Annotated in this window: 27 protein-coding genes; 16 read left to right on the plus strand and 11 right to left on the minus strand. The window is 73.4% G+C overall.

Annotated features, from left to right (window positions below):
* The first annotated feature begins 68 nt into the window (after positions 1-68).
* From FHX73_RS20585 to FHX73_RS20600, 4 genes are all read left to right on the plus strand, one after another.
* A complete protein-coding gene (locus FHX73_RS20585; RefSeq protein WP_145906397.1) occupies positions 69-908 on the plus strand; it encodes a hypothetical protein in 840 nt (279 codons plus the stop codon).
* A 156-nt stretch (positions 909-1,064) separates the two neighbouring features.
* A complete protein-coding gene (locus FHX73_RS20590) occupies positions 1,065-2,387 on the plus strand; it encodes a glycosyltransferase family 4 protein (RefSeq protein WP_145906398.1) in 1,323 nt (440 codons plus the stop codon).
* Positions 2,388-2,465: 78 nt separating this feature from the next.
* Positions 2,466-3,200: a class I SAM-dependent methyltransferase gene (locus FHX73_RS20595; protein ID WP_145906399.1), complete on the plus strand. Its 735-nt coding sequence runs from the start codon at positions 2,466-2,468 to the stop codon at positions 3,198-3,200.
* Positions 3,197-4,276 carry a prenyltransferase/squalene oxidase repeat-containing protein gene (locus FHX73_RS20600; protein WP_145906400.1) on the plus strand — a complete coding sequence of 360 codons (1,080 nt, stop codon included), beginning with the start codon at positions 3,197-3,199 and terminating at the stop codon, positions 4,274-4,276. The genes FHX73_RS20595 and FHX73_RS20600 overlap by 4 nt, the downstream gene beginning before the upstream one ends.
* Positions 4,277-4,378: 102 nt before the next feature.
* Here the strand turns inward: FHX73_RS20600 and FHX73_RS20605 are convergent, their stop codons facing one another.
* The 6 genes from FHX73_RS20605 to FHX73_RS20625 all read right to left on the minus strand — a co-directional run bounded on the left by FHX73_RS20605 (position 4,379) and on the right by FHX73_RS20625 (position 10,410).
* On the minus strand, positions 4,379-5,566 hold the full coding sequence (locus FHX73_RS20605; RefSeq protein ID WP_145906401.1) for a DUF5336 domain-containing protein: 1,188 nt from the start codon (positions 5,564-5,566) through the stop codon (positions 4,379-4,381).
* An 87-nt stretch (positions 5,567-5,653) separates the two neighbouring features.
* Positions 5,654-6,655: an N-acetylmuramoyl-L-alanine amidase gene (locus FHX73_RS20610; RefSeq protein WP_246213614.1), complete on the minus strand. Its 1,002-nt coding sequence runs from the start codon at positions 6,653-6,655 to the stop codon at positions 5,654-5,656.
* Positions 6,656-6,658: 3 nt separating this feature from the next.
* Positions 6,659-7,945, minus strand: a complete 1,287-nt coding sequence (locus tag FHX73_RS20615) for a hypothetical protein (protein WP_145906402.1) — start codon at positions 7,943-7,945, stop codon at positions 6,659-6,661.
* 129 nt (positions 7,946-8,074) lie between these two features.
* Entirely contained in the window at positions 8,075-8,749 is a 675-nt protein-coding gene (locus FHX73_RS20620; protein WP_145906403.1) for a class I SAM-dependent methyltransferase, read from the minus strand.
* 161 nt (positions 8,750-8,910) lie between these two features.
* Positions 8,911-9,069, minus strand: coding sequence for a hypothetical protein (locus tag FHX73_RS44800; protein ID WP_170304978.1), 159 nt, complete (start codon positions 9,067-9,069; stop codon positions 8,911-8,913).
* Positions 9,070-9,360: 291 nt separating this feature from the next.
* Positions 9,361-10,410, minus strand: a complete 1,050-nt coding sequence (locus FHX73_RS20625) for an NADP-dependent oxidoreductase (protein WP_145906404.1) — start codon at positions 10,408-10,410, stop codon at positions 9,361-9,363.
* 120 nt (positions 10,411-10,530) lie between these two features.
* On the opposite strand from FHX73_RS20625, the gene FHX73_RS20630 reads away from it, so the two are divergent.
* The 5 genes from FHX73_RS20630 (at position 10,531) to FHX73_RS20650 (ending at position 16,267) form a co-directional block, all read left to right on the plus strand.
* The gene (locus FHX73_RS20630) at positions 10,531-11,448 is read left to right on the plus strand and encodes a LysR family transcriptional regulator (RefSeq protein WP_145906405.1); all 918 of its coding nucleotides are present in this window, start codon (positions 10,531-10,533) and stop codon (positions 11,446-11,448) included.
* 76 nt (positions 11,449-11,524) lie between these two features.
* Positions 11,525-12,379: an MBL fold metallo-hydrolase gene (locus FHX73_RS20635; RefSeq protein ID WP_246213615.1), complete on the plus strand. Its 855-nt coding sequence runs from the start codon at positions 11,525-11,527 to the stop codon at positions 12,377-12,379.
* An 89-nt stretch (positions 12,380-12,468) separates the two neighbouring features.
* Entirely contained in the window at positions 12,469-13,476 is a 1,008-nt protein-coding gene (locus FHX73_RS20640) for a CHAT domain-containing protein (RefSeq protein ID WP_170304979.1), read from the plus strand.
* A complete protein-coding gene (locus FHX73_RS20645; protein WP_145906408.1) occupies positions 13,473-14,690 on the plus strand; it encodes a radical SAM protein in 1,218 nt (405 codons plus the stop codon). Before FHX73_RS20640 ends, FHX73_RS20645 begins: the two co-directional genes overlap by 4 nt.
* A gap of 293 nt (positions 14,691-14,983) precedes the next feature.
* Entirely contained in the window at positions 14,984-16,267 is a 1,284-nt protein-coding gene (locus FHX73_RS20650) for an MFS transporter (RefSeq protein WP_246213616.1), read from the plus strand.
* Here the strand turns inward: FHX73_RS20650 and FHX73_RS20655 are convergent.
* From FHX73_RS20655 to FHX73_RS20665, 3 genes are all read right to left on the minus strand, one after another.
* Positions 16,257-16,442, minus strand: coding sequence for a DUF397 domain-containing protein (locus FHX73_RS20655; RefSeq protein ID WP_145906409.1), 186 nt, complete (start codon positions 16,440-16,442; stop codon positions 16,257-16,259). The genes FHX73_RS20650 and FHX73_RS20655 overlap by 11 nt on opposite strands.
* A gap of 75 nt (positions 16,443-16,517) precedes the next feature.
* On the minus strand, positions 16,518-16,724 hold the full coding sequence (locus FHX73_RS20660) for a DUF397 domain-containing protein (RefSeq protein ID WP_145906410.1): 207 nt from the start codon (positions 16,722-16,724) through the stop codon (positions 16,518-16,520).
* The gene (locus FHX73_RS20665; RefSeq protein ID WP_145906411.1) at positions 16,709-17,545 is read right to left on the minus strand and encodes a helix-turn-helix domain-containing protein; all 837 of its coding nucleotides are present in this window, start codon (positions 17,543-17,545) and stop codon (positions 16,709-16,711) included. The genes FHX73_RS20660 and FHX73_RS20665 overlap by 16 nt, the downstream gene beginning before the upstream one ends.
* 106 nt (positions 17,546-17,651) lie before the next feature.
* On the opposite strand from FHX73_RS20665, the gene FHX73_RS20670 reads away from it, so the two are divergent.
* The 3 genes from FHX73_RS20670 to FHX73_RS44805 are packed head-to-tail and all read left to right on the plus strand — an operon-like array spanning position 17,652 to position 18,267.
* Positions 17,652-17,882 carry a hypothetical protein gene (locus tag FHX73_RS20670; RefSeq protein ID WP_145906412.1) on the plus strand — a complete coding sequence of 77 codons (231 nt, stop codon included), beginning with the start codon at positions 17,652-17,654 and terminating at the stop codon, positions 17,880-17,882.
* Positions 17,879-18,100: a hypothetical protein gene (locus FHX73_RS20675; RefSeq protein WP_145906413.1), complete on the plus strand. Its 222-nt coding sequence runs from the start codon at positions 17,879-17,881 to the stop codon at positions 18,098-18,100. The genes FHX73_RS20670 and FHX73_RS20675 overlap by 4 nt, the downstream gene beginning before the upstream one ends.
* Positions 18,097-18,267 carry a hypothetical protein gene (locus tag FHX73_RS44805; protein WP_170304980.1) on the plus strand — a complete coding sequence of 57 codons (171 nt, stop codon included), beginning with the start codon at positions 18,097-18,099 and terminating at the stop codon, positions 18,265-18,267. Before FHX73_RS20675 ends, FHX73_RS44805 begins: the two co-directional genes overlap by 4 nt.
* Before the next feature lie 418 nt (positions 18,268-18,685).
* On the opposite strand, the gene FHX73_RS20680 is transcribed toward FHX73_RS44805, so the two are convergent.
* A complete protein-coding gene (locus tag FHX73_RS20680; protein ID WP_145906414.1) occupies positions 18,686-20,179 on the minus strand; it encodes an MATE family efflux transporter in 1,494 nt (497 codons plus the stop codon).
* A gap of 171 nt (positions 20,180-20,350) precedes the next feature.
* Here FHX73_RS20680 and FHX73_RS20685 point away from each other — a divergent pair, with 171 nt between their 5' ends.
* Positions 20,351-20,878 (plus strand): PadR family transcriptional regulator, encoded by a 528-nt coding sequence (locus FHX73_RS20685; RefSeq protein ID WP_145906415.1) that lies wholly within the window; start codon positions 20,351-20,353, stop codon positions 20,876-20,878.
* A 49-nt stretch (positions 20,879-20,927) separates the two neighbouring features.
* A complete protein-coding gene (locus FHX73_RS20690; protein WP_145906416.1) occupies positions 20,928-21,584 on the plus strand; it encodes a class I SAM-dependent methyltransferase in 657 nt (218 codons plus the stop codon).
* A 30-nt stretch (positions 21,585-21,614) separates the two neighbouring features.
* On the opposite strand, the gene FHX73_RS20695 is transcribed toward FHX73_RS20690, so the two are convergent.
* On the minus strand, positions 21,615-22,106 hold the full coding sequence (locus tag FHX73_RS20695) for a GNAT family N-acetyltransferase (RefSeq protein ID WP_246213617.1): 492 nt from the start codon (positions 22,104-22,106) through the stop codon (positions 21,615-21,617).
* Positions 22,107-22,212: 106 nt separating this feature from the next.
* Between FHX73_RS20695 and FHX73_RS20700 the strand changes: the two genes are divergently transcribed.
* A complete protein-coding gene (locus FHX73_RS20700) occupies positions 22,213-22,983 on the plus strand; it encodes an ArsR/SmtB family transcription factor (protein WP_145906418.1) in 771 nt (256 codons plus the stop codon).
* A gap of 115 nt (positions 22,984-23,098) precedes the next feature.
* Entirely contained in the window at positions 23,099-23,794 is a 696-nt protein-coding gene (locus FHX73_RS20705; RefSeq protein ID WP_170304981.1) for a DUF4232 domain-containing protein, read from the plus strand.
* Positions 23,795-23,893 lie beyond the last annotated feature (99 nt).

The following is a 23,893-nucleotide window of genomic DNA, read 5'->3' on the forward strand; positions in this document are numbered from 1 at the left end:
ACACGGACGACCGGTGACGGACGGGAACGGGTGGGAGCGCGATGGGCGAGCAGGCGAGGTTCGGGTTCGTGATCAATCTGGACGTGCAGGACTCCGGGCGGCTGCCGGACCCGCTGCGCCCGGCGATGCGGGCCGAGCTCTACCGGGTCACCGGCGACGCGCTGCAGCGGGCCGGGATCGCCGACGCGCAGGTGCACCGGGAGGACCGCGGCGACGGCATCCTCTTCGTGCTGGCGCCCACCGTGCCGCCGCAGGTGGTGCTCGGCCCGTGGTTGGAGTACCTGTACCAGAACCTGCGGCACGCCAACCGGAACGCGCGCGACGTCCTGCGGGTGCGGGTGGGGATGCACGCCGGCCCGGTGACCGCCGATCCGCACGGCCGTTCCGGGCGCGCGGTGGACCTGGCCTGCCGGCTGGGCAACAGCGAGGAGGCCAAGCGGCTGCTGCGCACTGCGCCGGCCGCGCCGCTGCTGGTCGCGCTCAGCGACTCGCTCCACCGGGACTGGGTGGGCGAGGGCGTCGAGTGGATCGAGCCGGAGCACTACCGGGCGCAGGCGGTGCGCCTGCCCGAGGGGGAGCAGACCGCCTGGTTCCGGCTCATGGGTGCTCCCGGCAAAGCCCCGTCGGCGGCTCCCACGGGGGTGGAGCCGCCGACGGCCGCGGTCCGGGAGGAGGCCCGGAGCGAGCGGGGGTTGGAGGTGATCGGCGACAACCACGGCAGCGGCGTGACCGTGACGGCCGGCGCGATCGGCCGGGTGGTGCAGGGCGGGGACGCCGACAAGGAGGCCCCCGCGGTGCCGCCGGTCACCGCCACCCGGGTCCGGGGCGACGGGCACGGTTCCGGCATCAGCATCACCGCGGGCAGCATCGGCTCCATCAGCACCAACGGGGAGGGCGGACAGCCCTGACCACCGTGCGCGCGGGGGCCGGACGGGCGTGGCGTGGGCGTGGCGTGAATCACCTCGCCCGGCTTCCGAAGCAGAAGCTACGGGCCGGTAATCTTCAGGGTCTCTGGTGTTCACACGCTCAAAGCCCGGTGGGCGTGGGCAGAAGGGGCCGACCCCATGACGGTGCAGCCACCGACCGCCGACCAGCCGCTGCGGGTCGCGCTGCTGTCCTACCGCGGCGACCCGTTCTGCGGCGGCCAGGGCGTCTACGTCCGCCACCTCTCCCGCGAGCTGGCCCGGCTGGGCCACCGGGTCGAGGTGATCGGCGCCCAGCCCTACCCGGTGCTGGACGAGGTGCCCGGGCCCGGTTCGGTGAGCCTGGTCGAGCTGCCCAGCCTGGACCTCTACCGGGCCGACGACCCGTTCCGCACCCCGAAGGCCGCCGAACTGCGCGGCCCGGTGGACCTGCTGGAGGTCGCCACGATGTGGACCGGCGGCTTCCCCGAGCCGCTCACCTTCTCGCTGCGGGCCCGCCAGTACCTGGCCCGCAACCGCGGCCGCTACGACGTGGTGCACGACAACCAGACCCTCGGCTACGGCCTGCTCGGCCTGGCCCGGCACGGCTTCCCGCTGGTCACCACGGTGCACCACCCGGTCACCGAGGACCGCCGGCTGGAGCTGGCGGCGGCCGCCACCCGGGGCCGCCGGCTCTCGCTGCGCCGCTGGTACTCCTTCACCCGGATGCAGCGCCGGGTGGCCGCCCGGCTGGACCACGTGATCACCGTCTCCGGGAGCTCCAAGGCGGGCATCGCCGAGCAGCTGGGCACCCCGGCGGGCCACATCGAGGTGGTGCCGATCGGCGCCGACACCCGGCTCTGGTCGCCATCGGCGGCGGTGCCGGTGGTGCCCGGCCGGATCGTCACCACCTCCAGCGCGGACGTGCCGCTCAAGGGCCTGCTGTACCTGGTGGAGGCGCTGGCCAAGGTCCGCACCGAGCGCGAGGCGCACCTGGTGGTGGTCTGCAAGAAGCAGGGCGAGGGTCCGATCGCGGACGCCGTGCGCCGGCTCGGCCTGGAGCCGTACATCGACTTCCGCACCGGCCTGACCGACCAGGAGCTGGTGGACCTCTACCGCTCGGCCGAGGTGGCCTGCGTGCCCTCGCTCTACGAGGGCTTCTCGCTGCCCGCCGCCGAGGCGATGGCCACCGGCACCCCGCTGGTGGCCACCACGGGCGGGGCGATCCCCGAGGTGGCCGGCCCGGACGGCGAGACCTGCCTGGCGGTGCCGCCGGGCGACGCGGGTGCGCTGGCCGGCGCGCTCGGCCGGCTGCTGGACGATCCCGAGCTGCGGGCCCGACTGGCCGCCGCGGGCCGCCAGCGGGTGCTGGCACACTTCACCTGGGAGCGGGCCGCCGAGCGGACCGCCGAGGTGTACCGGGCCGCGATCGCCACCGGGGTCGGGCAGCGTGCCAGGTCCGGTCCGGGCTGGCGCTACGTCTGAGTGCCGGTCGGCTGATTCCACGTCACCTGATCCAGCGTCGGGCACCGGCCTGACGTCGCAACGAATGGGAGCTCCGCAGTGCTGACCGTCGACTTCTCCCGCTTCCCACTTGCGCCCGGTGACCGGGTGCTCGACCTGGGCTGCGGTGGCGGCCGGCACGCGTTCGAGTGCTACCGCCGCGGTGCCAACGTGGTGGCGCTGGACCAGAACGGCGAGGAGATCGCCGAGGTCCGCAAGTGGTTCGCCGCGATGGCCGAGGCCGGCGAGGCCCCGGCCGGGGCGAGCGCGGTCGCCGTCGAGGGCAACGCGCTGGCGCTGCCGTTCGAGGACGAGTCCTTCGACAAGATCATCATCTCCGAGGTGATGGAGCACATCCCGGACGACAAGGGCGTGCTCGCCGAGATGTTCCGGGTGCTCAAGCCCGGCGGGCTGCTCGCCGTCACCGTGCCCCGCTGGCTGCCGGAGAAGATCTGCTGGGCGCTGTCCGACGAGTACCACGAGGTCGAGGGCGGCCACATCCGGATCTACCGGGGCGACGAGCTGCTGGCCAAGCTGACCGACGCCGGCCTCAAGCCCTACGGCACCCACCACGCGCACGCCCTGCACTCGCCCTACTGGTGGATCAAGTGCGCGGTCGGCGTCAACAACGACAAGGCGCTGCCGGTGCGCGCCTACCACCAGCTGCTGGTCTGGGACATCGTCGGCACCCCGGTGATCAGCAAGGTCACCAAGGCCGCCGAGGCCGCGCTCAACCCGGTGCTCGGCAAGAGCTTCGTGGCCTACGCCAGCAAGCCGCAGCGGGCCGCCGCATGACCCTCCCCGAGGGGGTGGCCGCCCCCGAGTCGCTGCTGCTGCCCGGCGTGCTGGACGCCGCGCAGGCGGCCGCCACGGTCCGCTCGATCCTCGCCGAGCAGCGGCCGGACGGCGGCATCCCGTGGTTCACCGGCGGGCACCTGGACCCCTGGGACCACACCGAGGCGGCGATGGCGCTGGACTCGGCCGGCGAGCACACCGCCGCCGAGCGGGCCTACCGCTGGCTGGCCGAGCAGCAGAACCCGGACGGCTCCTGGTTCGCCGGCTACTACGGCGAGGGCGCGGACGGCGTCAGCAACCGCGCGGTGGAGAGCAACTTCTGCGCCTACGTGGCGGTCGGCTGCTGGCACCACTTCCTGGCCACCGGCGACGCCGCCTTCCTGGACCGGATGTGGCCGGTGGTCCGCCGGGCGCTGGACTTCACCGTCGGCCTGCAACTGCCCGGCGGGGCGATAGCCTGGCGCCTCGACGAGGACGGCGCGCCCGCCCGGGAGGCGCTGCTCACCGGCTCCTCCAGCATCCTGCACGCCCTGCGGTGCGGCCTGGCGATCGCCGAACACCGTCAGGACCCGCAGCCCGACTGGGAGTTGGCGGCCGGCCGGCTGCAGCACGCGATCGCGGAGCACCCCGAGCGGTTCCTCGACAAGGCCCGCTACTCGATGGACTGGTACTACCCGGTGCTCGGCGGCGCGCTCACCGGCGAGGCCGCCGAGCGGCGGCTGGACGCCGACTGGGACACCTTCGTGGTGCCCGGCCTGGGCGCCCGCTGCGTCAGCGACCGGCCCTGGGTCACCGGCGGCGAGAGCGCCGAACTCGCGCTCGCGCTCTGGGCGGTGGGCCGGCGCGAGGACGCGGTGCGGATCCTGCGCGGGCTCGGCCGGCTGCGCCACCAGGACGGCTCCTACTGGACCGGCTACGTCTTCGAGGACGACGCCATCTGGCCCGAGGAGCGCACCACCTGGACGGCCGGCGCGCTGCTGCTCGCGGTCGCCGCGCTCGGCGGGGACCCGGCCACCACCGCCGTCTTCGCGGCCGGCAAGCTGCCGGGCGGACTGGCCGTGCCGGGCTGCTGCTGACGTCCGCTCAAGTTCGCAGCTCGGAAAGGGCCGTGGCCCGGTGGGGAGTGAATCCCACCGGGCCACGGCCCTTGTGACGTGCTGTCAGGCGTTGCCGCCGGTTCAGCCGCGCTGGATGCCCGAGAGGTCCGTCAGGACGCCCTGGGAGCCGTCCTGCAGCTGGGCGACCAGGGCGGCGCCGCGCTGCTCCACCGCCAGGTACCAGGTGCCGGGCACCAGGTGGCCGACCGGCGGGCCGGCCGAGCCGTCCTTGGGGGCCAGCGGGCGCGGGGCCGGCACGGCGAACCAGAACGGGGCGAACGGCTCGGCGGCCGCCGCCGGGGCCTGGACGGCGGCCGGGGCCGGCGCCGGGTCGGTGACGACCGTGGGCGGCAGCACCGCGGTCTGCTCGGCGGCCGACTCGGGCACGGCGTTCGCCGCGACCGGGGCCGGGGCCTGGGCGGCGGCCGGGGCCGGCGCCGGGAAGGAGTCCTGCGGCTGGGGCTGCGGCTGCGGCTCGGCGCCGAGGCCCGGGGCCGCGTTGCCGAAGGTGCCGCCCGCGGGCTGCTGCTGGCCGAACGGCGCGCCCGGCTGACCGGGCTGGCCGCCGAAGCCCTGCTGGCCCGGCAACGGCTGACCGGGGTGACCGGGCTGACCCGGGTGACCCGCGCCGGGGACCGGGGCCGGGAAGCCGTAGCCGCCCGGCTGCTGCTGGCCGAACGGCGCGCCCGGCTGACCGGGCTGACCCGGCTGGCCCGGGTAGCCGTAGCCGGCCGGCTGCTGGAAGCCCTGGGCACCGGGGAAGCCGCCCTGCGCACCCATCGGGTGGGCCACCGGCTTGTCGTTCACCAGCGGACCCTGCAGGGCCGGAACCAGCGGACCGGCCACCGCGGCGCCCGCGAGCACCAGGGTGGAGACCAGGGCGAGGTAGGCGCCCCAGGAGTGGTCCGAGCCGGCGCCCAGCGACCAGAGCGCGGTCCAGAGTGCGACCACCGAGAAGGCGGTGCCCCACTGGTCCAGGCGCAGGCCCAGGATCTGCCGGGTCTTGGCCGCCTCGCCCTGGAAGCGCTGCAGCAGGATCAGCGCCGCGGCGGCGATGCCGAGCAGGAAGATCGAGGGCAGCACCGGGAAGAGGCCGGTGGACCAGGCGCTGGAGGAGACGGTGTGACCCCCCACCGTCAGCGCACCGCACTCCGAGGCCGGGCAGCCCGGCACCGTGATCGAGTACCACGGCAGGAACGATGAGATGAAGAGGAGGACGGCCGCACCGGCGATGGCGGCATCTCCCCTGGTGAGAGCGCGCAGATTCACTGAGTCGGTCCCCTCGCTGGTGTGTCGTGTCGGCGTAACGGGCAGTGATTCTACTGATCCCGCGCTGGACGGGTCAGCCGGAGGTGCTCATGACGACCCGGAGCTCGGGACGGCGGAGTCGAGGTTATTGGTTCCGCCCGAGGTCAGGAAGGCCGTGAAGCCGTTCGCGATGCCCTGGGCGGCGCGCTGGCGCCACTGCGGATCGGTCATCCGCTGGGCGTCCCCGGCGTTGCGCATGTTCCCGCACTCGATGAACACCTTGGGCACGGTGGACAGGTTCAGCCCGCCGAGGTCGGAGCGGGTGTCCAGGCCCTGCTCGGCGACGTAGTCCGCGTAGGGCTCGCCGGTCGCGTCGTGGAAGGCGGAGCGCAGCAGCAGGCCGAAGCGGTGCGAGGGGTCGACGATCGCGCTGTTGTCCGCCTTCCCGGCCACCACCTTGGCGGGCATGATCACGTGGAAGCCGCTGCCGGAGGCCGGACCGCCGTCGCCGTGGATGGAGATCGCCGCGTCGGCGTGCGCCTGGTTGCCGATCGCGGCCCGCTCGTCGACGCACGGGCCGTAGGGGCGGTCGCCGTCCTGGGTGAGGATCACCTTGGCGCCGAGCGCCTGGAGCAGGTCGCGCACCCGGTGCGAGACGTCCAGCGTGTAGTCGGCCTCGGTGTAGCCGGCGTCCGTCTCGGTGCCGGTGGTGTCGCACTCCTTGTGCGCGTTGCCGACGTCCACCTGGCGGTTGATCTCGGTGGGGTGGTCCACGTTGGTCGGGTTGTGGCCCGGGTCGAGCACGATGGTGCGGCCGGCCAGCGGCTCGGCGGCGCTGGGGCTCGCCGGGGCCGAGGACGGGGCGGACGGCGAGGCGGAGGCCGAGCCGGGGGCCGAGGACGAGGGTGCGGGCGGGGCCGACGTGGCCGGGCCGGCCGGGGCGGTGCTCACCAGGTCCGCCGCGGCGGCCGTGCTGGAGCCGGCGCCGCTGCCGCCGCAGCCGGTCAGCGCACCCAGCAGGACGGTGCCGAGCACGGCGGCGGCCGACCTGACGGTGCGTGAGGCCCGGGTGCGGGTAAGGCGGTTCGGTGTGGTGGTGCGTCGGTTCACGGATCAGATCCTGTCCCAGGTCCGGCTCGCCAGGCCGTAGGCGGGGGCCAGTGCGTTCCACTTCGCGACGAAGTCCTGCTTCGCCTGGGTGGCTTGCGGGTTCAGCTGGTCGGCCTTCTGCTTGTCCGGCGTGTCGGGTGCGTGCGCGCTGCCGCCGCAGCCGCCGGCGCTCACCGAGCGGGCCCAGGCCGCGTAGGCGCGGTCGATGTCGGCGGAGGTCTGCCAGGCGGTCTTCAGGCTCGCCACGGCGTCCGCGCCGCCGGGCACGTCGGCCACGTTCAGGGTGGTGAGGGTGGCGAGCAGTTGGTCGCGCTGCTGGGCGCCGCTGTCGAAGACCTGGGCGGCGCTGTCGACGTCCGCCTTGGCCGGGCAGCTGTCCACCTGGGCCACCGCGCTGCCGATCGGCGCCTTGGCCGACTCGCCCTTGGTCAGCAGGGCGTCCAGCGCCGTGGCCTCGCTCTGCGCGTTCGCACCGGCGCTCGGGCTGGCGCTGGCACTGGCACCGGCGCTCGCGGAGGTGCTCGGGCTCGCCGCGCTGCCCGGGCCGGCCGGGACGCCGCCGTCGGCCGGGCCGCCGCCGCTGGGGCTGGGCCGGGCGGAGCCGGCGCCGGTCGGCGGTGCCGCCTTGGCGGTGGGCTTGCTGGCGCCGGAGTCCTGGGTCGCCAGCACGGCGCCGCCGCCGATCGCGAGCAGCAGCACCAGCCCGGCGCCGATCAGCAGCGGGGCGCGGCGGCGGGGGCGGTCCTCGTCCGCGTCGTCCTGGTACTGGCCGGGCAGGTCGAGCCCGTGGCCCGCCGGGGGCGGGAAGGCGGGGGGCGGCCGGAAGCCCGGGGGCGGCTGGTTGGCGGGGCCGGGGTGGCCGGGGTGGCCGGGGTACGGGGCGTGGGCCGGGGCGGGCCCGCCCGGGTAGGGCGGCAGCACCTGGGTGGCCGGGCCGTCGGCGGCCGACTGCGGCCCGGGCTGCGGCGGGTAGCCGTAGCCGTAGCCGGGCGGGGCGGTGGGCGGCATGCTCGGCGGGTTCGCGGGCGGCGGGGGAGCGGCGGTGGGCGGGGCCGCGGGTGGCGGGAAGTACGGGCGGGCGCCGAGCGGCGGGCCCTGGTCGCCCACTGCCCCGGCGCTCGGCGGGACCGGTCCGGCGGTCGGCGCAGCGGCAGGCGCGGGCGGCGGCGCGGCGGGCGGCGCCGCGGCCGGACGCGGCGCGCCCGGGGCCGGGCGGCGCACCCAGCCGCCCGCGCCGCCGTTCGCGGTCGGGTCCCAGACCGCAGGTGTCATGTCGCCCTGGTCCGTCATGCTCAGTGGCCCCCGCCTTCAGGTCCGTCGGTCGCGCGGGTCCCGCGCTTGCCCGTCGTCACCGTACCGGCCGGACCCGTCGGGGAGGGCTTCGGCTCTGTAAAAATCGCGCCGGTGCACCGGGCCGGGCTACCCGGCGGCGCGGGCGGCACGGCGGAGCACTCGCAGCGAGCCGGTCACCGAGACCTCCTCGAAGCCCTCGGCGAGCGCCCGCAGGTACACCCGGTACGGCGCCTGGCCGCCGTCCGCCGGGTCGGGGAAGACGTCGTGCACCACCAGCAGGCCGTCCTCGGCCAGGTGCGGGGCCCAGCCCTGGTAGTCGCCGCCGGCGTGCTCGTCGGTGTGCCCGCCGTCGATGAAGACCAGCGCGAGCTTGCCGCCCCAGACCGCCGCGACCTGCGGCGACCGGCCGACCAGGGCGATCACGTGCTGCTCCAGCCCAGCCTCGTGCAGGGTGCGGCGGAAGCGGGGGAGGGTGTCCATCAGGCCGACCTCGGGGTCCACCAGGGTCGGGTCGTGGTACTCCCAGCCGGGCTGCTGCTCCTCCGAGCCGCGGTGGTGGTCGACGGTGAGGGCCACGGTGCCGGTGCGCCGGGCCGCGTCGGCCAGCAGGATCGCCGAGCGGCCGCAGTAGGTGCCGATCTCCAGCACCGGCAGCCCGGTCCGCTGCGCCGCCTCGACGGCCGCCGCGTACAGCGCCAGGCCCTCGTCCACCGGCATGAAGCCGTCCGCCGCCTCGAACGCGGCCAGCACCTCGGGGGTGGGGGCGGGAGCGGCGGCCGGGCCGGGCTGGGTCTGGGTCATCGGTGCTGCTCCCTGCGCTGGCGGTGGGTGGGGGTGCCATCCTCGCACCCACGGTTACCCCCGGGTAGCGAAGGGCCCGGCCCCGCGGTGTGCGGGGCCGGGCCCTTCGGATGCGCGCGCGGCGCGGTCGCCGTCAGCTGCCGGCGGTTGATCGGCTGCCGTCAGTTGGCTGCCGCGTCCAACCGGTGCCGGCCGTGCGGGTTGCCGGCCTCGGCCGTCTCTTCGCTGGCGAGCACTCCGCGGTGCCGGCCTCGGCCGTTGTCCTCGGCGGTGGCCTCGTCGGCGCCGTGGTCGCTGGTCTCGTTGAGGTTTTCGGACATCGTTCTCGTCTTCTCCGTGCGTGGGTGCAGGTCTGTGGTGCCGCTACGGCACCGCCGGCCGTGACCGGGCCCGGCACGGGGAGAGTCCTCGCCCGTGGCAGTGCGGTCTCCCGCGCCTGAACGATCTCGCCCCGTTGGTCCGCCACCCTACTGGCCGACCAGGACAAGGCTAACCACCGGTCCGCCTCACGGACGATCAGCTCCGACGGCCTGTCGGCAACGTTTTGGCCAAGGCTCGGACTCGAAGCAGTGGCGACGGGGTGTCAGTTCGCCTCCGTCCCGCGGCGCGTGTCACTGCTTGCCGCGAGCCCCGGCCGGTACTTCGGAGTGGTCCCGGATGACGATCTTTCCGGTGTTCTCGCCGCGCAGCATGCCCAGGAAGGCGCTGACGAGGTGTTCGAACCCGTCCACCACCGTCTCGTCGGCGGTCAGCCGCCCGGACTGCAGGTGCGGGACGGCGAAGTCGTAGAGCTCCTGCTGCGCGTCCTGGTGGTTGCTCACCAGGAATCCCTCCATCCGCAGGCTCTTCTCCACGATGTCCGGGTAGTGGAGCTTCGGTGCGAGTGCGTCGGGGGTGTTGTACTGGCTGATCGTGCCGATCCGGACGATCCGGCCGAACTCGCGCAGCGCCCCCACGGCGGCGGCCAACTGCTCGCCGCCCACGTTGTCGACGAAGAGGTCGATGCCGTCGGGCGCCGCCGCGGCCAGCAACTCGGCGGCCGGGCCGTCGTGGTAGTCGAAGGCCGCGTCGTAGCCGACCTCGGTGAGCAGGTGGCGGACCTTGGCGGCCGTGCCAGCGCTGCCGATCAGCCGGCCCGCGCCGAGCAGCCGGGCGAACCTGGCGGTGGCGGTGCCGACCCCGCCGGCGGCGCCGGAGACGAAGACGTCGTCGCCCGGCTGGAGGCGGGCGATCCGGGTCAGGCCGACGTAGGCGGTCAGGCCGGTGCCGCCGAGCAGGCTGAGGTGGGTGGTGAGCGGCACGCCGTCGAAGTGCGGCAGCTTGCGGGCCTCGCCGGGGGCGATCACCGAGTGGGTGCGCCAGCCGCGCCGGTGGAAGACCAGCTCGCCCTCGGTGAACTGCGGCGTGCGGGAGGCGATGACCCGGCCGATGGTGCGGCCCTCCAGCGGGGCGTGCAGGTCGAAGGCGCCCGGGAGGTCGTCCATCATCTCCCGGTGGTAGGGGTCGACCGACCAGTAGAGGTTCTCGACCAGCGCGGTGCCGGGGGCGGGTTCGGGGACGGCGTGCTCGACCACCTCGAAGTGCTCGGGGGTCGGGAAGCCGTGCGGGCGGGCGGTCTGCTGGACGGTGCGGGCGGTGGTGTCGGCGGCTGCGCTGTTCATGGCTGCGACGCTAGGCGCGGGGTGGGGGTGCCGGGCAGATGCTTTCGTTCATCCGTCATGCTGTCCCATGAATGACATTCATACTTCGAGGTGAGAAGCCCGAGTGGAAGGCGGAGCCGCGTGAATGACCTCGCGCCGCAGGAACTGCGGGTGCTGGTGGCCGTCGCCGACCGCGGCGGGTTCTCCGCCGCCGGCGTGGCGCTCGGGCTGACCCAGTCCGCAGTCTCGCACTCCGTGCGGGGCAGTGAGCGCAAGCTCGGCGCGCTGCTCTTCGACCGCGGCCGCAGCGGCGCCAAGCCGACCGCGGCGGGCGAGCGGGTGCTCGGCTACGCGCGGCGGGTGCTGCACCTGCTGGAGCTGATGGCCGCGGAGGCCCGCGACCCGGCCCGCTCGACGCAGGTCGGCGGCCCGGTGCGGATCGCGGCCTTCCGCAGCGCCGCCCTGCACCTGCTGCCCCCCGTGCTGCGCAGCCTGCGGGCCCGCTACCCCGAGTTGGAGCCGCAGGTGCGGATCGTCCGCGAGGTCGGGCGGGGCACGGCCGGCGAAGTCGCCGACGGCCGGGCCGACCTGGCGATCGCCACCGTGTCCGGCTCCAGCCCGCTGCCGCCCGGCCTGCTCTCCACCGTGCTGATCGACGAGCCCTACTCGCTCGCGCACCCGCCGGGCCACCCCGCGCCGCGCTCCCTGCCGTTGATCGACTGGGACGAGAACTGCGGCTCCTACACCCGCAGTTGGTGGCAGGCCCAGGACTGGATCCCGGCCGCGACGATCAAGGCCGAGGACGACGGCGCGGTGCTCGCCCTGGTCGCCGGCGGCCACGGCATGGCGATCATGCCCGCCCTCTCGCTCGCGGACGCCCCGCCGACCGTCGCCGTCACCGACCTCGGCGCCGACCGCCCGGTGCGCCAGGTGGGGTACGTGACCACGCCGGAACTGGCCGGGTCGGCGGCGGTGCGGGCGGTGGTGCGCGAACTACGCGCCGTGCGGGGGAACATGGTGCCCGGCGAAGCACAAGGCCCGAACCCCCTTCCGCTTTGACCGCCGCGCGGGGTACCCCTGGAAGCACCCACCCGTTTCCGCATCGAGGGGCACCGCTTTGCACGATGACTGGTACGTGGACGACCGTTGCACCAACTGCGACGTGGCGCGGCAGCTCGCGCCCGGCCTGATCGAGGAGGTCGGCGGCCGCTCGGAGGTGGTCCGGCAGCCGGCCGACGAGAAGGAGGAGGCGCAGGTCGCCGCCGCCGCCTTCGCCTGCCACACCCGCTCGATCCGGCGGCTGGCCGAGCCGCTGGACAGCGCGGCGGACCCGTTCGCGCTGGCCCTGGACGAACGCGTGCTGCTCTGCGGCCACAACTCGCGGCACACCGCGGCGGCCAACGCCTACCTGCTGCGCCGGCCCGGCGGCACCCAGATGATGGTGGACACGCCCCGCTGGTCGGCCGAACTGGCCGACCGCTACGAGGCATCGGGCCAGGTCACGGACGTGCTGCTGACCCACCGGGACCACGCCGCGCACGGTCGCCGGTACGCCGACCGGTTCGGCGCGCGGCTGTGGATCCACGAGGGCGACCTGAGTGCGGCCCCGGACGCCGACCAAGTGCTGCGCGGGCTGGACCCGGTGGAGATCGGCGAGGGCGTCATCGCCCACCCGGTCCCCGGGCACACCGAGGGCAGCGTGCTCTACCTGGCCGACGACACCTACTGCTTCAGCGGGGACAGCCTGTACTGGTCGCGGGCCAAGGGCGGCCTGGCCGTCGCGGAGCACGTCACCTGGTACTCGATCGAGGAGCAGGCCGCCTCGCTGGCCCGGGTCGCCCCGTCGCTGCGGTTCGAGTGGGTGCTGCCCGGCCACGGCGACCGCAAGCGGCTGCCGGCCGATCAGATGGCGCAGCGGCTGGCCGAGTTGGTCGCACAGGTGGCCGAACTGCGACCCCGTCCGGTGGACTTCACCGCGCACCAGTGGTGAGACCCGACATATCGTCAGTTTGCTTACGGTGCAGGGGATACTGAGAGTCCTGTCGGCTGACGCTCGGGCGCTCGAAGGATGGACGTACGTTGATCAAGCTGCTGATCCTGGCCGCCAATCCACGCGACACCCAACCGCTGCGGCTCGGCAGAGAGGCCCGCTGGATCGAGGGGAGGATCCGCGAGAGCAACGCCGCGGGCCGGTTCACCATCCGCTCGGCCTGGGCCGTCACCGTCGACGAACTCCTCTACCAGCTCAACTCCTTCGAGCCGAACGTGGTGCACTTCGTCGGCCACGGCGAGTCCGGCGAGATCATCCTGGAGACGGCGTCGGGCGCGAGCCGGCCGTTGAGCCAGGCGGCACTCGCCACGATCTTCTCCCACTTCCGCCAGTGGCTCCAGCTCGTGGTGCTGAACGCGTGCTACTCGGCCGACCAGGCGGAGTCGCTGGCGGAGCACGCCGACGCGGTGATCGGCATGACCAGCGCCGTCGGTGACGCGGCGGCGGTCGAGTTCGCCGCCGGCTTCTACCGGGCGCTGGGCTTCGGCCGCTCCGTGCAGGACGCCTTCTCCCAGGGGGTGGCGATGCTGACGGTGCGCGGTCTGCCCGACGCGGACGTGCCCAAGCTGATCCACCGCGCCGGGGTCGACCCGGCCAGGCTGGTCCTGGCGGGCGCGTCGGACGTCGCGATCTCCATCCGGCGGGCGGAGGACCCGCGGGTGCCGGAGCGGCTGCGGGGGCTGCTGCAGGACGGGTGCGAGTTCCTGCTGCTGTCCGACCAGGCCACCCGCCTGCCGCAACGGCACGCGGAGGAGGAGAACCGGATCTTCCTGGAGCTCGGGATGCGCCAGTCCGATGCGGTCTTCGTGGTCGAGGTGAACCGCTTCGCGGAGGTCGCGACAGCGGCGACCGTGTTGGCCGAACGGCTGGTGCCGCGGGAAACCCACAGCTACGACTGGACGTTGGTCGTCAAGGGCAACCCCCTCGCGGGCTCCCTCAGCCTGGCCATGGCGGGCCTGCGGTCCGGCGACCGGGTGCTGCTGGTGGGCAATCATCGAATGCCGCAGTGGGCGCCGCAGATGTTGAGCTCCCCGTGACCGCGAACGAGCTGCTGCTGCTGACCGCCACCGACCGGCGGCTGCACCTGGTGCCCGTGCACGCCCTGCGGTGCGTCGTCCTGTCGGACACCGGGGGCGGCGCGCCGGATCGGCGGATGGTGGCCTGCACGGCTCTGCCGTCCGGCGAGGCCGTCCAGGTGATCCGCGACGAGATCCGCCCGTACGCCGTGCCCGACGAGGCGGTCGCGGCGGTGCTCACCCGGTTCGAGGCGACCGGGCTGCGGCCGGCCGCCAGCCCCGCGTCGGCCGAACAGCGGCAGGCCCTGCCGGTGTTCGGGAACCTCACCGATCCCAGCTGGCTGTCCCTCTCGCTCGGCGGGCAGTGCGACAGCGCCTGCGTGTTCTGCTTCACGGAGTGGATCCGGCACGAGCCGAGGCTCACCCGGGACCAGGCCGTGCGCGCCGTCGAGGTGGCGGCCGCCATCGGCACCGTCAGCGGCGTGGTCTTCACCGGGGGCGAACCGACCCTACGGAAGGACCTGCCCGACCTGATCCGGCACGCCTCGGCGAAGGGGTTCACGTCCATCGGGCTGCAGACGAACGGTCACCGGCTGGCCGACCCGGGGTACTTCGAGCTCCTCGTCGGCTCGGGCGTGACCCAGGTGCTGCTGTCCCTGCACGGTGCTTCCCCCGGCACCCATGACCGGATCGCCCGCCGTCCCGGCAGCTTCGCCCTCGCCCTGCGTGCGCTGGCTTCGCTGGCCGCCGACGACCGGGTCCGCGCCGAGGTCAACTTCGTGGTCTGCGCGCAGAACGCGAGCGAGACCGAGGAGTTCCTCGACCTGGTCCGCAGGGTCGCGCCCGGGGCCGCCGTCCGCTACTCGCTCCCCATCGTCGAGGGGGCCGCCCACGACAACGCGGAGTCGACGCTGCCCAGCCTGCGCACGTTCGTGGAGCGGGTCTCCGCGGCGCTGGCGAGGGCGGCCGGGGACGTCCAGGTGTCCGTCGCCAACGTGCCGCCGTGCATCGCGTCGGCGGTCGGCCTGCCCGCCGCCTACACCCTCTCGCAGCGGCGGTCGATGCTGGGCGTGTCGCCCTTCGTCAGCTCCGCGGTGCTGCGCGGTGAGGTGGCCGCCAAGCTCCACGTCTGCGGCGGATGCCCGTTCGCCGACGACTGCGACGGTCTCCAGCTGCCGTACCTGCGGCAGTTCCCCGAGGCCCACCGGGACTTGGCCGCAGCCTTGGGCCGGTAGGGGAGCGCGAGCCGCTCGGTCCTGATCGGCGCGGGCGGCCGGGCGACATGATCGAACGCGGTCATGACGAGAACCTACCTCACCTCGGTGGGTGGTCCGGGACGGGTGGTCCGGATTCGCAACTGCCGACAAAACCAGACCTCTTGGACCTGACGGACACTCCGGTCGGTGTTCGGGCACTTCGCCGGATACCGGTTGATCCGTACCTGTTCATCCGGGCACGGATAGCCCTCTGAGCAGTTCATTTGTCTGGACTCTGGCAATACCTACAGTTACGACGTTAGGTTGTCGCGGTGACGGAAACGAAGGCTGGTCAGGACGTCGTGGCGGGGCAGGGCAGCCCGGGGTTATGGCGCCACCGCGACTTCCTGCTGCTGTGGAGCGGTCAGACGGTCAGTGAGATGGGCTCGGCGGTGACGCGCATCGCGCTGCCGCTGCTCGCGGTCGTCGTGCTCAAGGCGAGCACCTTGCAGGTCGCGCTGCTGAGCGGCGCCAGCACGCTGGCGTTCGCGCTGATCGCGCTGCCCGCGGGCGTGCTCGTGGACCGCCGGCCGAAGCGCTCCATCATGATCGTCTGCAACCTGCTCCGGCTGGTGATCGTCGGCTCGGTGCCGCTGGCCGCCGCGCTCGGCGGCCTGACGCTGCCCCAGCTGTACGCCGTCGCCGTCACCGCCGGTGTGTGCACGGTGTTCTTCGACGTCGCCTACCAGAGCTACCTGCCCTCGCTGGTCAGCGGCGAGCAACTGCTGGACGCCAACGGGAAGCTCGGCACCACCCAGGGGTTCGGGCAGCTCGCCGGACCCAGCCTGGGCGGTGGGCTGGTCGGGGCGTTCGGCGCGGCCGGGGCGATGACGGCCGACGCGCTCTCGTACGCCGTCTCGGTCCTGTCGATCCTCAGCATCAGGAAGCGCGAGGAGCCGCCGCCCGCCGGGGCGCCGGAAGGGACACTGCGCAGCCGGATCGCGGAGGGCCTGAGCTTCGTGGTCAAGCACCCGATCCTGCGCAAGGTGGTGGCGTGCTCGGGGACCGCGAACCTGTTCACCGGTGTGGCGTCGTCGCTCTCGATGGTGTTCCTGGTGCGGGTGGTGCACGTGGGCCCCGCGTTCACCGGTCTGGTGGTGGCGGGCGCGGCCGTCGGCGGGATCGCCGGCGGCGTGTTCGCCGGCCGGATCGCCAAGCGGGTCGGGTCGGCCCGGATCATCTGGATGTCGCTCCTGGTGTTCAGCGCGCCGCAGATCCTCGCGGCGACCGCCACCCCGGGCTGGGGCGTGCTGCTCTACCCCGTGGGCATGGCCACCGCGTACTTCTCGTCGATGGTCTTCAACGTCGCCCAGATCAGCTACCGGCAGGCCGTCACACCGCCGGAGATGCTGGGCCGGGCCAACGCGGCCGTGCGCTGGGTGGTGTGGGGCACGCTGCCGCTCGGGAGCCTGCTGGGCGGCGTGCTCGGCACCGTCGTCGGCGTGCGGGCCGCCCTGGCGGTGGCGTTCGTGGGCGCGTGGGCGGCGGGCTGGTTCGTGTTCTTCTCGCCGCTGCGGCGGATGCGGGACGTGCCGGAGGCGGTGGCTAAGAGCTGAGGGTGGTGGTGGCTTGAAGGGTCCGGATGAAGGCGGTGAACGACTCGCGGGGGAAGGCGAGGACGGGGCCGCCGGGGTCCTTGGAGTCGCGCACGGGGACGGTGGTGGTGGAGGAGGGGGAGACCTCGACGCAGCCGCCGCTGCCGTTGCTGTAGGAGGACTTGAACCAGTGCATGGCTGACGGTCCTTCGGGTGGGTGGAAACGCCGCTGGCCCGTCCATTGTGGACGGGCCAGCGGGCTGTCGGCAGGTCAGATCGCGCCGAAGGAACCGTTCTTCACGTTCTGAACGAAGGCGCTGAAGCCAGCGGCGGTAAAGAAGAGGGAAGGGCCGTGGGGGTCCTTGCTGTCACGCACTGGCATCGTGCCGGGGAAGCCGTCGGCTACTTCGATGCAGCCACCCTGTCCGTTGCTGTGTGTGCTCTTGCGCCACTTGGCGCTCGTCAGGTCCACCTGCATGACATTAGTTCCTTCCGCGCTTCACGGATCATGGCCAAGCTGTCGGCCCGGTTCAGGGCGTCGACCTGCAGCCGATCGTACTTTCCGGCCCAGCCCGCGACCGTGTCAGCATCCCGCTCCAGGTAGCCCCGGTGAAGCGACTCCGTGTAGCCCACCATCGTCCGGTTGGGCAGAGTCAGCAGAGTGACCGAATGTGACAGCGGCCGGTCCTCGGCCAGGGTGAAAGGAGCCACCTGCAGGATCAGGTTGGGACGTTGAGCCAGCTCCTCAAGGTGAGTGAGCTGCTTGATCATCACCTGCGGGCCGCCGATGGGGCGACGAAGAACTCCCTCGTCCAGCACGACATGAATGGCAGGGGCGCGGACGAGAAGGCCCTGACGCGCCGCCAGCAGGCGCAAGCGGTCCTCAGCTTCGGCCTCGGTGGCTTCGCCACGTCGGACCGGAGCCGACTCGTAGGCGGCCGCGTACTCAGGATGTTGAAGCAAACCCGGCACCATGTCCGTCTCGAACAGTCGTACCGCGATTGCCTCTCGCTCTTTCGGCGCGTACTCGGCGAACCCCGGAATGAGAGCGCTGTTCTTCCAGCTCCACCACAGCAGCTCAAGCGAGCCGTTGGCCTCCAGGACCGCATCGGCCCGGAGAGCAAACTTTAAGCTCGGCGCCTGTTTTCCCGTCTCTACGTTCGAGATATAGACGTTGGAGTATCGAACAAGGCGTCCGAACTCCACCTGGGTAAGGCCCTTCGCCTCCCGCAACCTGCGGAGTTGTACGGCAAGAGCAGCCAAGGGAGATGACGTCGGGTCAAGTTCACGTCGGTTCATGATCGGCTCCAACTTAAAGCCAGCGCAACTAGAGAGTTGAAACGCTTCCGAGCGTAGTCGTGGGCCGCGATCCTTAGTAGTGGAACGACTACGGAAAGGAGCGGCCGTGAGCGCACGCACTCACCCCACGCAACCGCAGCGGGCGCTGTACGCCCCTCGCAATGGGGAGCTGGTCCGGGACCTCACCACCGGGCGCACCGGTACCTACCAGGGGCCCGGCTACGAGGCGAAGCCCACCGTCTTCCTGCGGCCGCCCGGTGGCGGGTGCGAGTGGGAGGTCTCCGCCTACGACATCGAGCCCGCCCCGCCGGGCGCCGACCTGGAACCGACCGCGTGACCGAGTGGCCCATCTCCTCGCCGCCGCCCGATGCGTGGCGGTTGGGCCGCTGTCACTGCTGCCACCGCGCCACCCTGGTGGCCCCCGGGCCGGTGATCACCACGGTCGACGGTGGCCAAGTCTCCATCCCCTGGTGCCTGTCCGGTTTCGAACGGGCCAACCGCATGCTGCACCGCGCCGCCGTCCGCGACGCGAACGCCGAGAGGACCACCCCGTGACCACCGCCGACCCGCAACCGCCCTTCGACCGCCAGGCCGCGCTGGACGAGCTCTACGCGCTCGGCTGCAAGCTCAACGCCATGGCCGCCGCCCGGGACCCCGAGCTCGACGCGACGCTGGCCCGGATGAAGGAACTGCACACCGCCGTCACCGCCCCCGAGGTCTAGGCGATCAACCCGCAGCGCCCGGCCGCCGTCCCCTCGCCGGCGGCCTCCGACCCCAGCGGCTCGCTGCCTCCCGCGCGCCGGGGTGACAGCCCCCAATCCCCGCGTGCCCGGCGCCCGTTGCTCCTCCAGGTCCGCGCCCGCGCCCGTTCTGTGCTGGGCGCTCTCCTGGTGCGTCTGCGGCGGCACCGGTCCACACCAGTCCGCTGCTCGCTTGGCTGGCCCAACTGCCCCATCTGCGAGCGGAAATGAGTAACAATGCGTCCAAGGCGCAAGAGCTTCATGACGCTTCGCGTCTACCGAGTCACGCCCACCGGACGGCGGATCCGCGTCTCGCGGTCCACCGTGCGCCTCGGCGAGCCGTACACCCCGCCGATCGCCGGCGAGTGGCCGCCGTGCCGTTGCCCGCGCTGTGAACCGATCACCTGGTCCGACTGATCAGGTCCTTCGTCACCTCGGAGTTGCCATGAACCCGACGACCGCCCAGACGCTGGCCCGCCTGCACGGGCTCGGCGTCCCGTGGACCGGCGTCACCCATGCCGTCCACGCCCGCCTGGCCGGCGGCACCCCGGAGCTCCCCGCTCCGCCGGCCGATCCGCTTCCCGCCCCGACCCAGGCGCAGGAACAGGATTAGCACCACTGCCAGTTGGGCCGCCGCGCCCAGCACCATGGACAGCCACACCCCGCGCACTCCGGCGACCGCGCTCAGCCCGTACGCCAGCGGCAGCTGCACGGCCGCCCCGAACGCCGTCGCCCAGAGCAGCGACCTGCTCCTCCCGCTCCCCATGAACACCCCGCCCAGCGAGATGACTCCCGCCAGCAGCACCAGGTACGGCACCAGGTACCAGAGCATCTCGCCGGTCACCCCGACCACGTCCGGCGCCGAGCTGAACACCCGCGCCGCCGACCGTCCGAACAGCGCCAGCACCGTGCCGGCGCCGGCGGCCAACCCCATTGCCAGCAACGCGCTCTGCCGACCCACCAGCTGGGGCCCGCACCCACGTGCCGTCAGGATGCTCCCGGCCTGGCGGAACGAGTAGCAGGCCATCGTGACGAAGAGGATGAGCTTGGTGCCGATGCCGTACGCGGCCAGCGGTGCCTCGCCGAACCGGGCGACCACGCCGACCAGCGCCGCCGCCATGCCCATCCGCAGCACGAAGTCGCCGGAGACGGGCAGCCCGATCCCGAGCAGCTTGCGCAGTACCTCACCCAGTCGGGGACCGCCGCCATGCTCCCCAACTCGCCGTCCGCGTAGCAGGACCAGGCTCGCCGCCAGCGCGATCGTGCGCCCCAGCAGCATCCCGACCGCCGCCCCCGCGACGCCGAGTCGTGGCGCCCCGCCCACGCCGTACATCAGCACCGGGTCCGCGACCAGGATGACCGCGTTGGCAACCATCGCCATCCGCATCGGAGTTCGGGTGTCGCCGGTGCCCTTGAACAGGCCGTCGACCACGTTCTGGGCGAAGAACACCGCCATGCCGGGGAACGAGACCGCGAAGAACTCGGCCGCCAGTCGCACCACTTCGGTGTCGCCGCCGGCCAGCAGCCGGGCCACCTCGCCGTGCGCGAGGAACCCGCCGACCGCCACCACCGGTGTGATCGCCAGCCAGAGCAGCCCGGCGGCCCGGGTGATCACCGGCACCGCCGCCCGCCGGCCACTTGCCAGGGCGTCCGCGATCAGGACGGTCGCCCCGACGTTCACCGCCAGGATCACGCCGAGCAGCACGTTCTCCACCGTGCTCGCCACGGCGATCGCGCCGACCGCCGACGCGCCGAGCCGGGCGCCCCAGGCGGTGTCGATGATGCCCGCGATCACCCCGGAGAGCAGTTCCAGGTAGACCGGCACGCCTAAGCCGAGCAGGGCCCGGCGCACGGCGGCGGGGGAGGACGGGGTGGAGACGGGGGTGACGGACATCGGTGCCGACCAATCAGTCAGGGGAGGACGGGGCTCTCGGCTGAGGCGCCGTCACACTACCTCGAATCGAGTCCCTCGAATAGAGTTAGCGGGAGAATGGTCCGGCTGTCCCCGTCCCGCCCCGTCCTGTCCCGTCCTGTCCTCTCGTCCTCGATCCGCCTGAGGAGCACCGTGCTGACCCTCGCCATCCTCGGCTTCCTCGCCGAAGAGTCCCTGCACGCCTACGAGTTGCGGCGCCGCCTGTCCGAACTCATGGGCCACAACCGGCCGGTCAGCGACGGTGCGCTCTACCCGGCGCTCAACCGCCTGCGCGAGGCCGGCCTGCTCTCCCGCCACGCCGAACCCGGCGGCGGAGCGCCGCAGCGCCAGATGCTGGAGCTCACCGAGGCCGGCCGGGCCGAACTCCTGCGCCGGCTCGCCGAACCCAAGCAGAGCGAGATCACCAACGGCGGCGAGTTCTTCGTGCTGCTCGCCTTCCTGGGCCAACTGCCCGAACCGGCCGCGCGCGCCACCGTCCTGCGCCGCCGCCTCGCCTTCCTGACCGCACCGGCCGGCTTCTTCAGCGCGAACGGGAAGCCCCAGCGGATCAAGGACACCGAGGACCCGTACCGCAGGGGCATGCTGGTGGTCGCCAGGGCCGCGCAACTCGCCGAACGGGCCTGGCTGGAGGAGATGCTGGAGTCGCTCCCGGCCGCTTGACGGGGCGGGAGTCGGTGCGCGCCGGGCGCGGATCTGGTGGAATCCACGGGTGCCCGATCTCCTGCGGCTGGTCCACCGGCTCAACTCCGCCTACCCGTGGGACCACAACGCCCGCCTCCACCCGTGGATCCTGCGTCAGCTCCCGGCCCGCCCCCGCAGCGCGCTCGACGTCGGCTGCGGCGCCGGCGACCTGGCCCGCCGGCTCGCCGTCCGGGCCCGGGAGGTGCACGGGATCGACAGCGATCCCGCGATCGTCGAGCTGGCCCGGCGGCGGACCCGGGCCGGTGCCCCGATCGAGTACACGGTCGGCGACGCGGTAACCGGCCTGCCGCCCGGGCCGCACGACGCGATCACCTGCGTCGCCGTGCTGCACCACCTGCCGCAGGCGGCGGCGCTGACGGCCCTGCGCGAACGGCTGGCGCCCGGCGGCACCTTGGTGGTCGTCGGACTCGCGCAACCGTCCTGGGACCTGACGGACCGCCTGCTCGAACTCGCCTCGCTGCTGCTCAACCCGGTGGTGGGCATCCTCAAGAACGGCGGCCGCCCGTCGCCGCGCCCGCCCGCGATGCGGGCCCGCACCAAGCCCGCCGAGGTGCGGTACGCCGACCTGGTCCGGGAGGCCCAACGCCTGCTCCCGGGAGCCAGGTTGCGCCGTCGGCTGTTCTGGCGGTACACGCTGGTGTGGCGTGCGCCCGGAGGAGCCTAGGCCGCCGCGAGAGCTGAAGCTGCGAGGCCGCTACCCGGCCGACTCCGTGGTCAGGTCCGTGGCCGGGTCCGTGGCCGGGTCCGTGGCCGGGTCCGTGGTCAGGTTCTTGGTCAGGAAGACCCGGCTGGTCCCGGGCGGGTCGCACGGCACCTCGCCGAACACCCGCCAGCCGTGCTTCAGGTAGAACCCGGGCGCCTGGAAGCTGATCGTGTAGAGCACCCCGGTCCGGCAGCCGCGCCGCACCGCCTCCCGCTCGGCCCGCCGCAGCAGCTCGCCGCCCAGGCCGGCCCCGCGCAGTGCGGGCGGCAGGTGGAACAGGTCGACGAAGAGCAGGCCGAGCGAGGTCCGCCCGGTGAGCCCGCCCACCACCTCGCCGGACGCGCGGTCGCGGACCAGGACGGCGAGCGGGCGGCGGTCCGCGACGCCGGTGCGGTCGGTGTTGAAGGCGTCGAGCGCGTCGGAGAGCAGCGCGAGGTCGGCGGGGGCCGGGGTGTCGGTGAGCAGGAGGTCGAGGGGGTCCACGTGGTCTCCGTTGAGGTGAGGGTGAGCGTGTTCGGTACCGGGACGGTAGGCCGCTGATGGTTCGGCCGCCGCCGAACGATCGACCTGGTCAGCGACAATCGATCGCATGGAGACCCAGCCCCCGCGCCGCCCGACCGCTGCCTCGGCGGACGTCGGCCTGGACATCGCCGCCGTCGCGCGGCTGCTCGCCGACGGCACCCGGGCCGGGTTCTGCGTCGCCCTGGCGGACGGGCGCGCCTGGACGGCCACCGAGCTCGCGCGCCACGCGGGCGTCGCCCCGTCCACCGCGAGCGAGCACCTGAACCTCCTGGTGGCCGGCGGCCTGCTCGTCGAGGAGCGGCACGGGCGGCACCGCTACCTGCGGCTGTCCGACCCCCGGGCCGTCGCCCTGGTGGAGGCGCTCGCGGACCTCGCCCCGCGCCGGTGCGCCGCGCCGCGCACGCTCTCCGCCGCCGGTCGGCAGCGCGCGCTGGCCCGGGCGCGCCTCTGCTACGACCACCTGGCCGGCGCCGTCGCGCTCGCGATCGCCGACGCGCTGACCGCCCAGGGCCTGGTCGTCCTCGAACCCGAGGCCGAACTCACCCCGGCCGGAGCCGAATTGTTCGCCGCCACCGGGATCGCCGTCCCCGGTGGCGCCCGTCGCCCGGCGGTGCGCGCCTGCCTGGACTGGACCGAGCGCCGCCCGCACCTGGCCGGCGCGGTCGGCGCCGGGCTCTGCGCCCACGCGCTGCATGAGGGTTGGTTCACCCGGATCGGCACCACCCGCGCGCTCGCCCTCACCGAGCCCGGCCGCGTGGCGTTCCGTCAGCTGCTCGGCGTGGAACTGGGCGACCGGGAGCCGGGGTTGGAATCGGACCAAGAGCCTGATTCGGCCTGACATTTCGGCGACGCTCCTGTTACTCGGCTGCGACACAAGATCACGAACCCCCGGGGACACGGACCGCGTGTTGAGAGGAGAAGGCACGAGCCACCCACACGGAGGAGCAAGCGTCATGAAGGTCACCAAGGCGGCGGCGATTGCGGCGAGCACGGTTGCGTTGGCGATGGGGGCGGTGGCCTGCAACGACGACGGTTCCGGCTCCGGCACCGCCAACCCGCCGGCGGCCTCGCACGCGGCGGGTGGGTCCGCCTCGGGCGGCAGCACCGGTGCGACCGGGGGTTCGGGCGGCTCCGGCGGTGCCGGCGCGAGCACCGGCGGCAGTGGTGGCGCCGGCAGCGCCAAGCCGTCGTCCACCGCCGATCGTTGCCGCCCCGACGAGCTCAAGGCGTACATCCAGATGGAGCCCCCGCTGGGCAACATGAGCGCCGGGCTGCTGAAGCTCGCCAACGTCGGCAAGCGCACCTGTGACATCACCGGCTACCCCGGCCTCGGCGGTCTGCTCGCCGACAACAGCCAGATCAACCTCAACACCACCCGGGTGCCGTATCCGTTCCCGCCCACCGACAAGATCACCATCAAGCCCGGCGACAACGCCTTCGCCGGCATGAAGTGGAACTCCTGCGACAAGGGCGACACCACCTGCCACGTGCTCGGCGGTCTGGTCGTCACCCCGCCGGACCAGAAGTCCCAGCTGGTCGCCGAGCTCACGGGCCTGGACAACAAGCCGGTGATCCAGGTGCTGGTCTCCTCCGCCGGCATCACGGTCGGCACCCTGCAGCCGACGGTGGGCGTGCTGTTCAACTCCTGAGCGGGCTGGGGCTGGGTGGGCACAGGGGCTGGGCGGGGGTGTGGGAGGCGTCACCGTTCCTACCGACCGTTCGGCCGCCTACGATCGCCTGGGTGCCGT

Origin of the sequence: Kitasatospora viridis, from assembly GCF_007829815.1 — a bacterium.
Lineage (GTDB): Bacteria > Actinomycetota > Actinomycetes > Streptomycetales > Streptomycetaceae > Kitasatospora > Kitasatospora viridis.

What these genes read in the sequence shown, in the direction of transcription:
- FHX73_RS20655 (WP_145906409.1), bottom strand. Translation starts at nt 16,442, where the DNA reads ATGCACTGGTTCAAGTCCTCCTACAGCAACGGCAGCGGCGGCTGCGTC.
- FHX73_RS20665 (WP_145906411.1), bottom strand. Translation starts at nt 17,545, where the DNA reads ATGAACCGACGTGAACTTGACCCGACGTCATCTCCCTTGGCTGCTCTT.
- FHX73_RS20615 (WP_145906402.1), bottom strand. Translation starts at nt 7,945, where the DNA reads ATGACGGACCAGGGCGACATGACACCTGCGGTCTGGGACCCGACCGCG.
- FHX73_RS44800 (WP_170304978.1), bottom strand. Translation starts at nt 9,069, where the DNA reads ATGTCCGAAAACCTCAACGAGACCAGCGACCACGGCGCCGACGAGGCC.
- FHX73_RS20625 (WP_145906404.1), bottom strand. Translation starts at nt 10,410, where the DNA reads ATGAACAGCGCAGCCGCCGACACCACCGCCCGCACCGTCCAGCAGACC.
- FHX73_RS20660 (WP_145906410.1), bottom strand. Translation starts at nt 16,724, where the DNA reads ATGCAGGTGGACCTGACGAGCGCCAAGTGGCGCAAGAGCACACACAGC.
- FHX73_RS20705 (WP_170304981.1), top strand. Translation starts at nt 23,099, where the DNA reads ATGAAGGTCACCAAGGCGGCGGCGATTGCGGCGAGCACGGTTGCGTTG.
- FHX73_RS20590 (WP_145906398.1), top strand. Translation starts at nt 1,065, where the DNA reads ATGACGGTGCAGCCACCGACCGCCGACCAGCCGCTGCGGGTCGCGCTG.
- FHX73_RS20620 (WP_145906403.1), bottom strand. Translation starts at nt 8,749, where the DNA reads ATGACCCAGACCCAGCCCGGCCCGGCCGCCGCTCCCGCCCCCACCCCC.
- FHX73_RS20680 (WP_145906414.1), bottom strand. Translation starts at nt 20,179, where the DNA reads ATGTCCGTCACCCCCGTCTCCACCCCGTCCTCCCCCGCCGCCGTGCGC.
- FHX73_RS20700 (WP_145906418.1), top strand. Translation starts at nt 22,213, where the DNA reads ATGGAGACCCAGCCCCCGCGCCGCCCGACCGCTGCCTCGGCGGACGTC.
- FHX73_RS20600 (WP_145906400.1), top strand. Translation starts at nt 3,197, where the DNA reads ATGACCCTCCCCGAGGGGGTGGCCGCCCCCGAGTCGCTGCTGCTGCCC.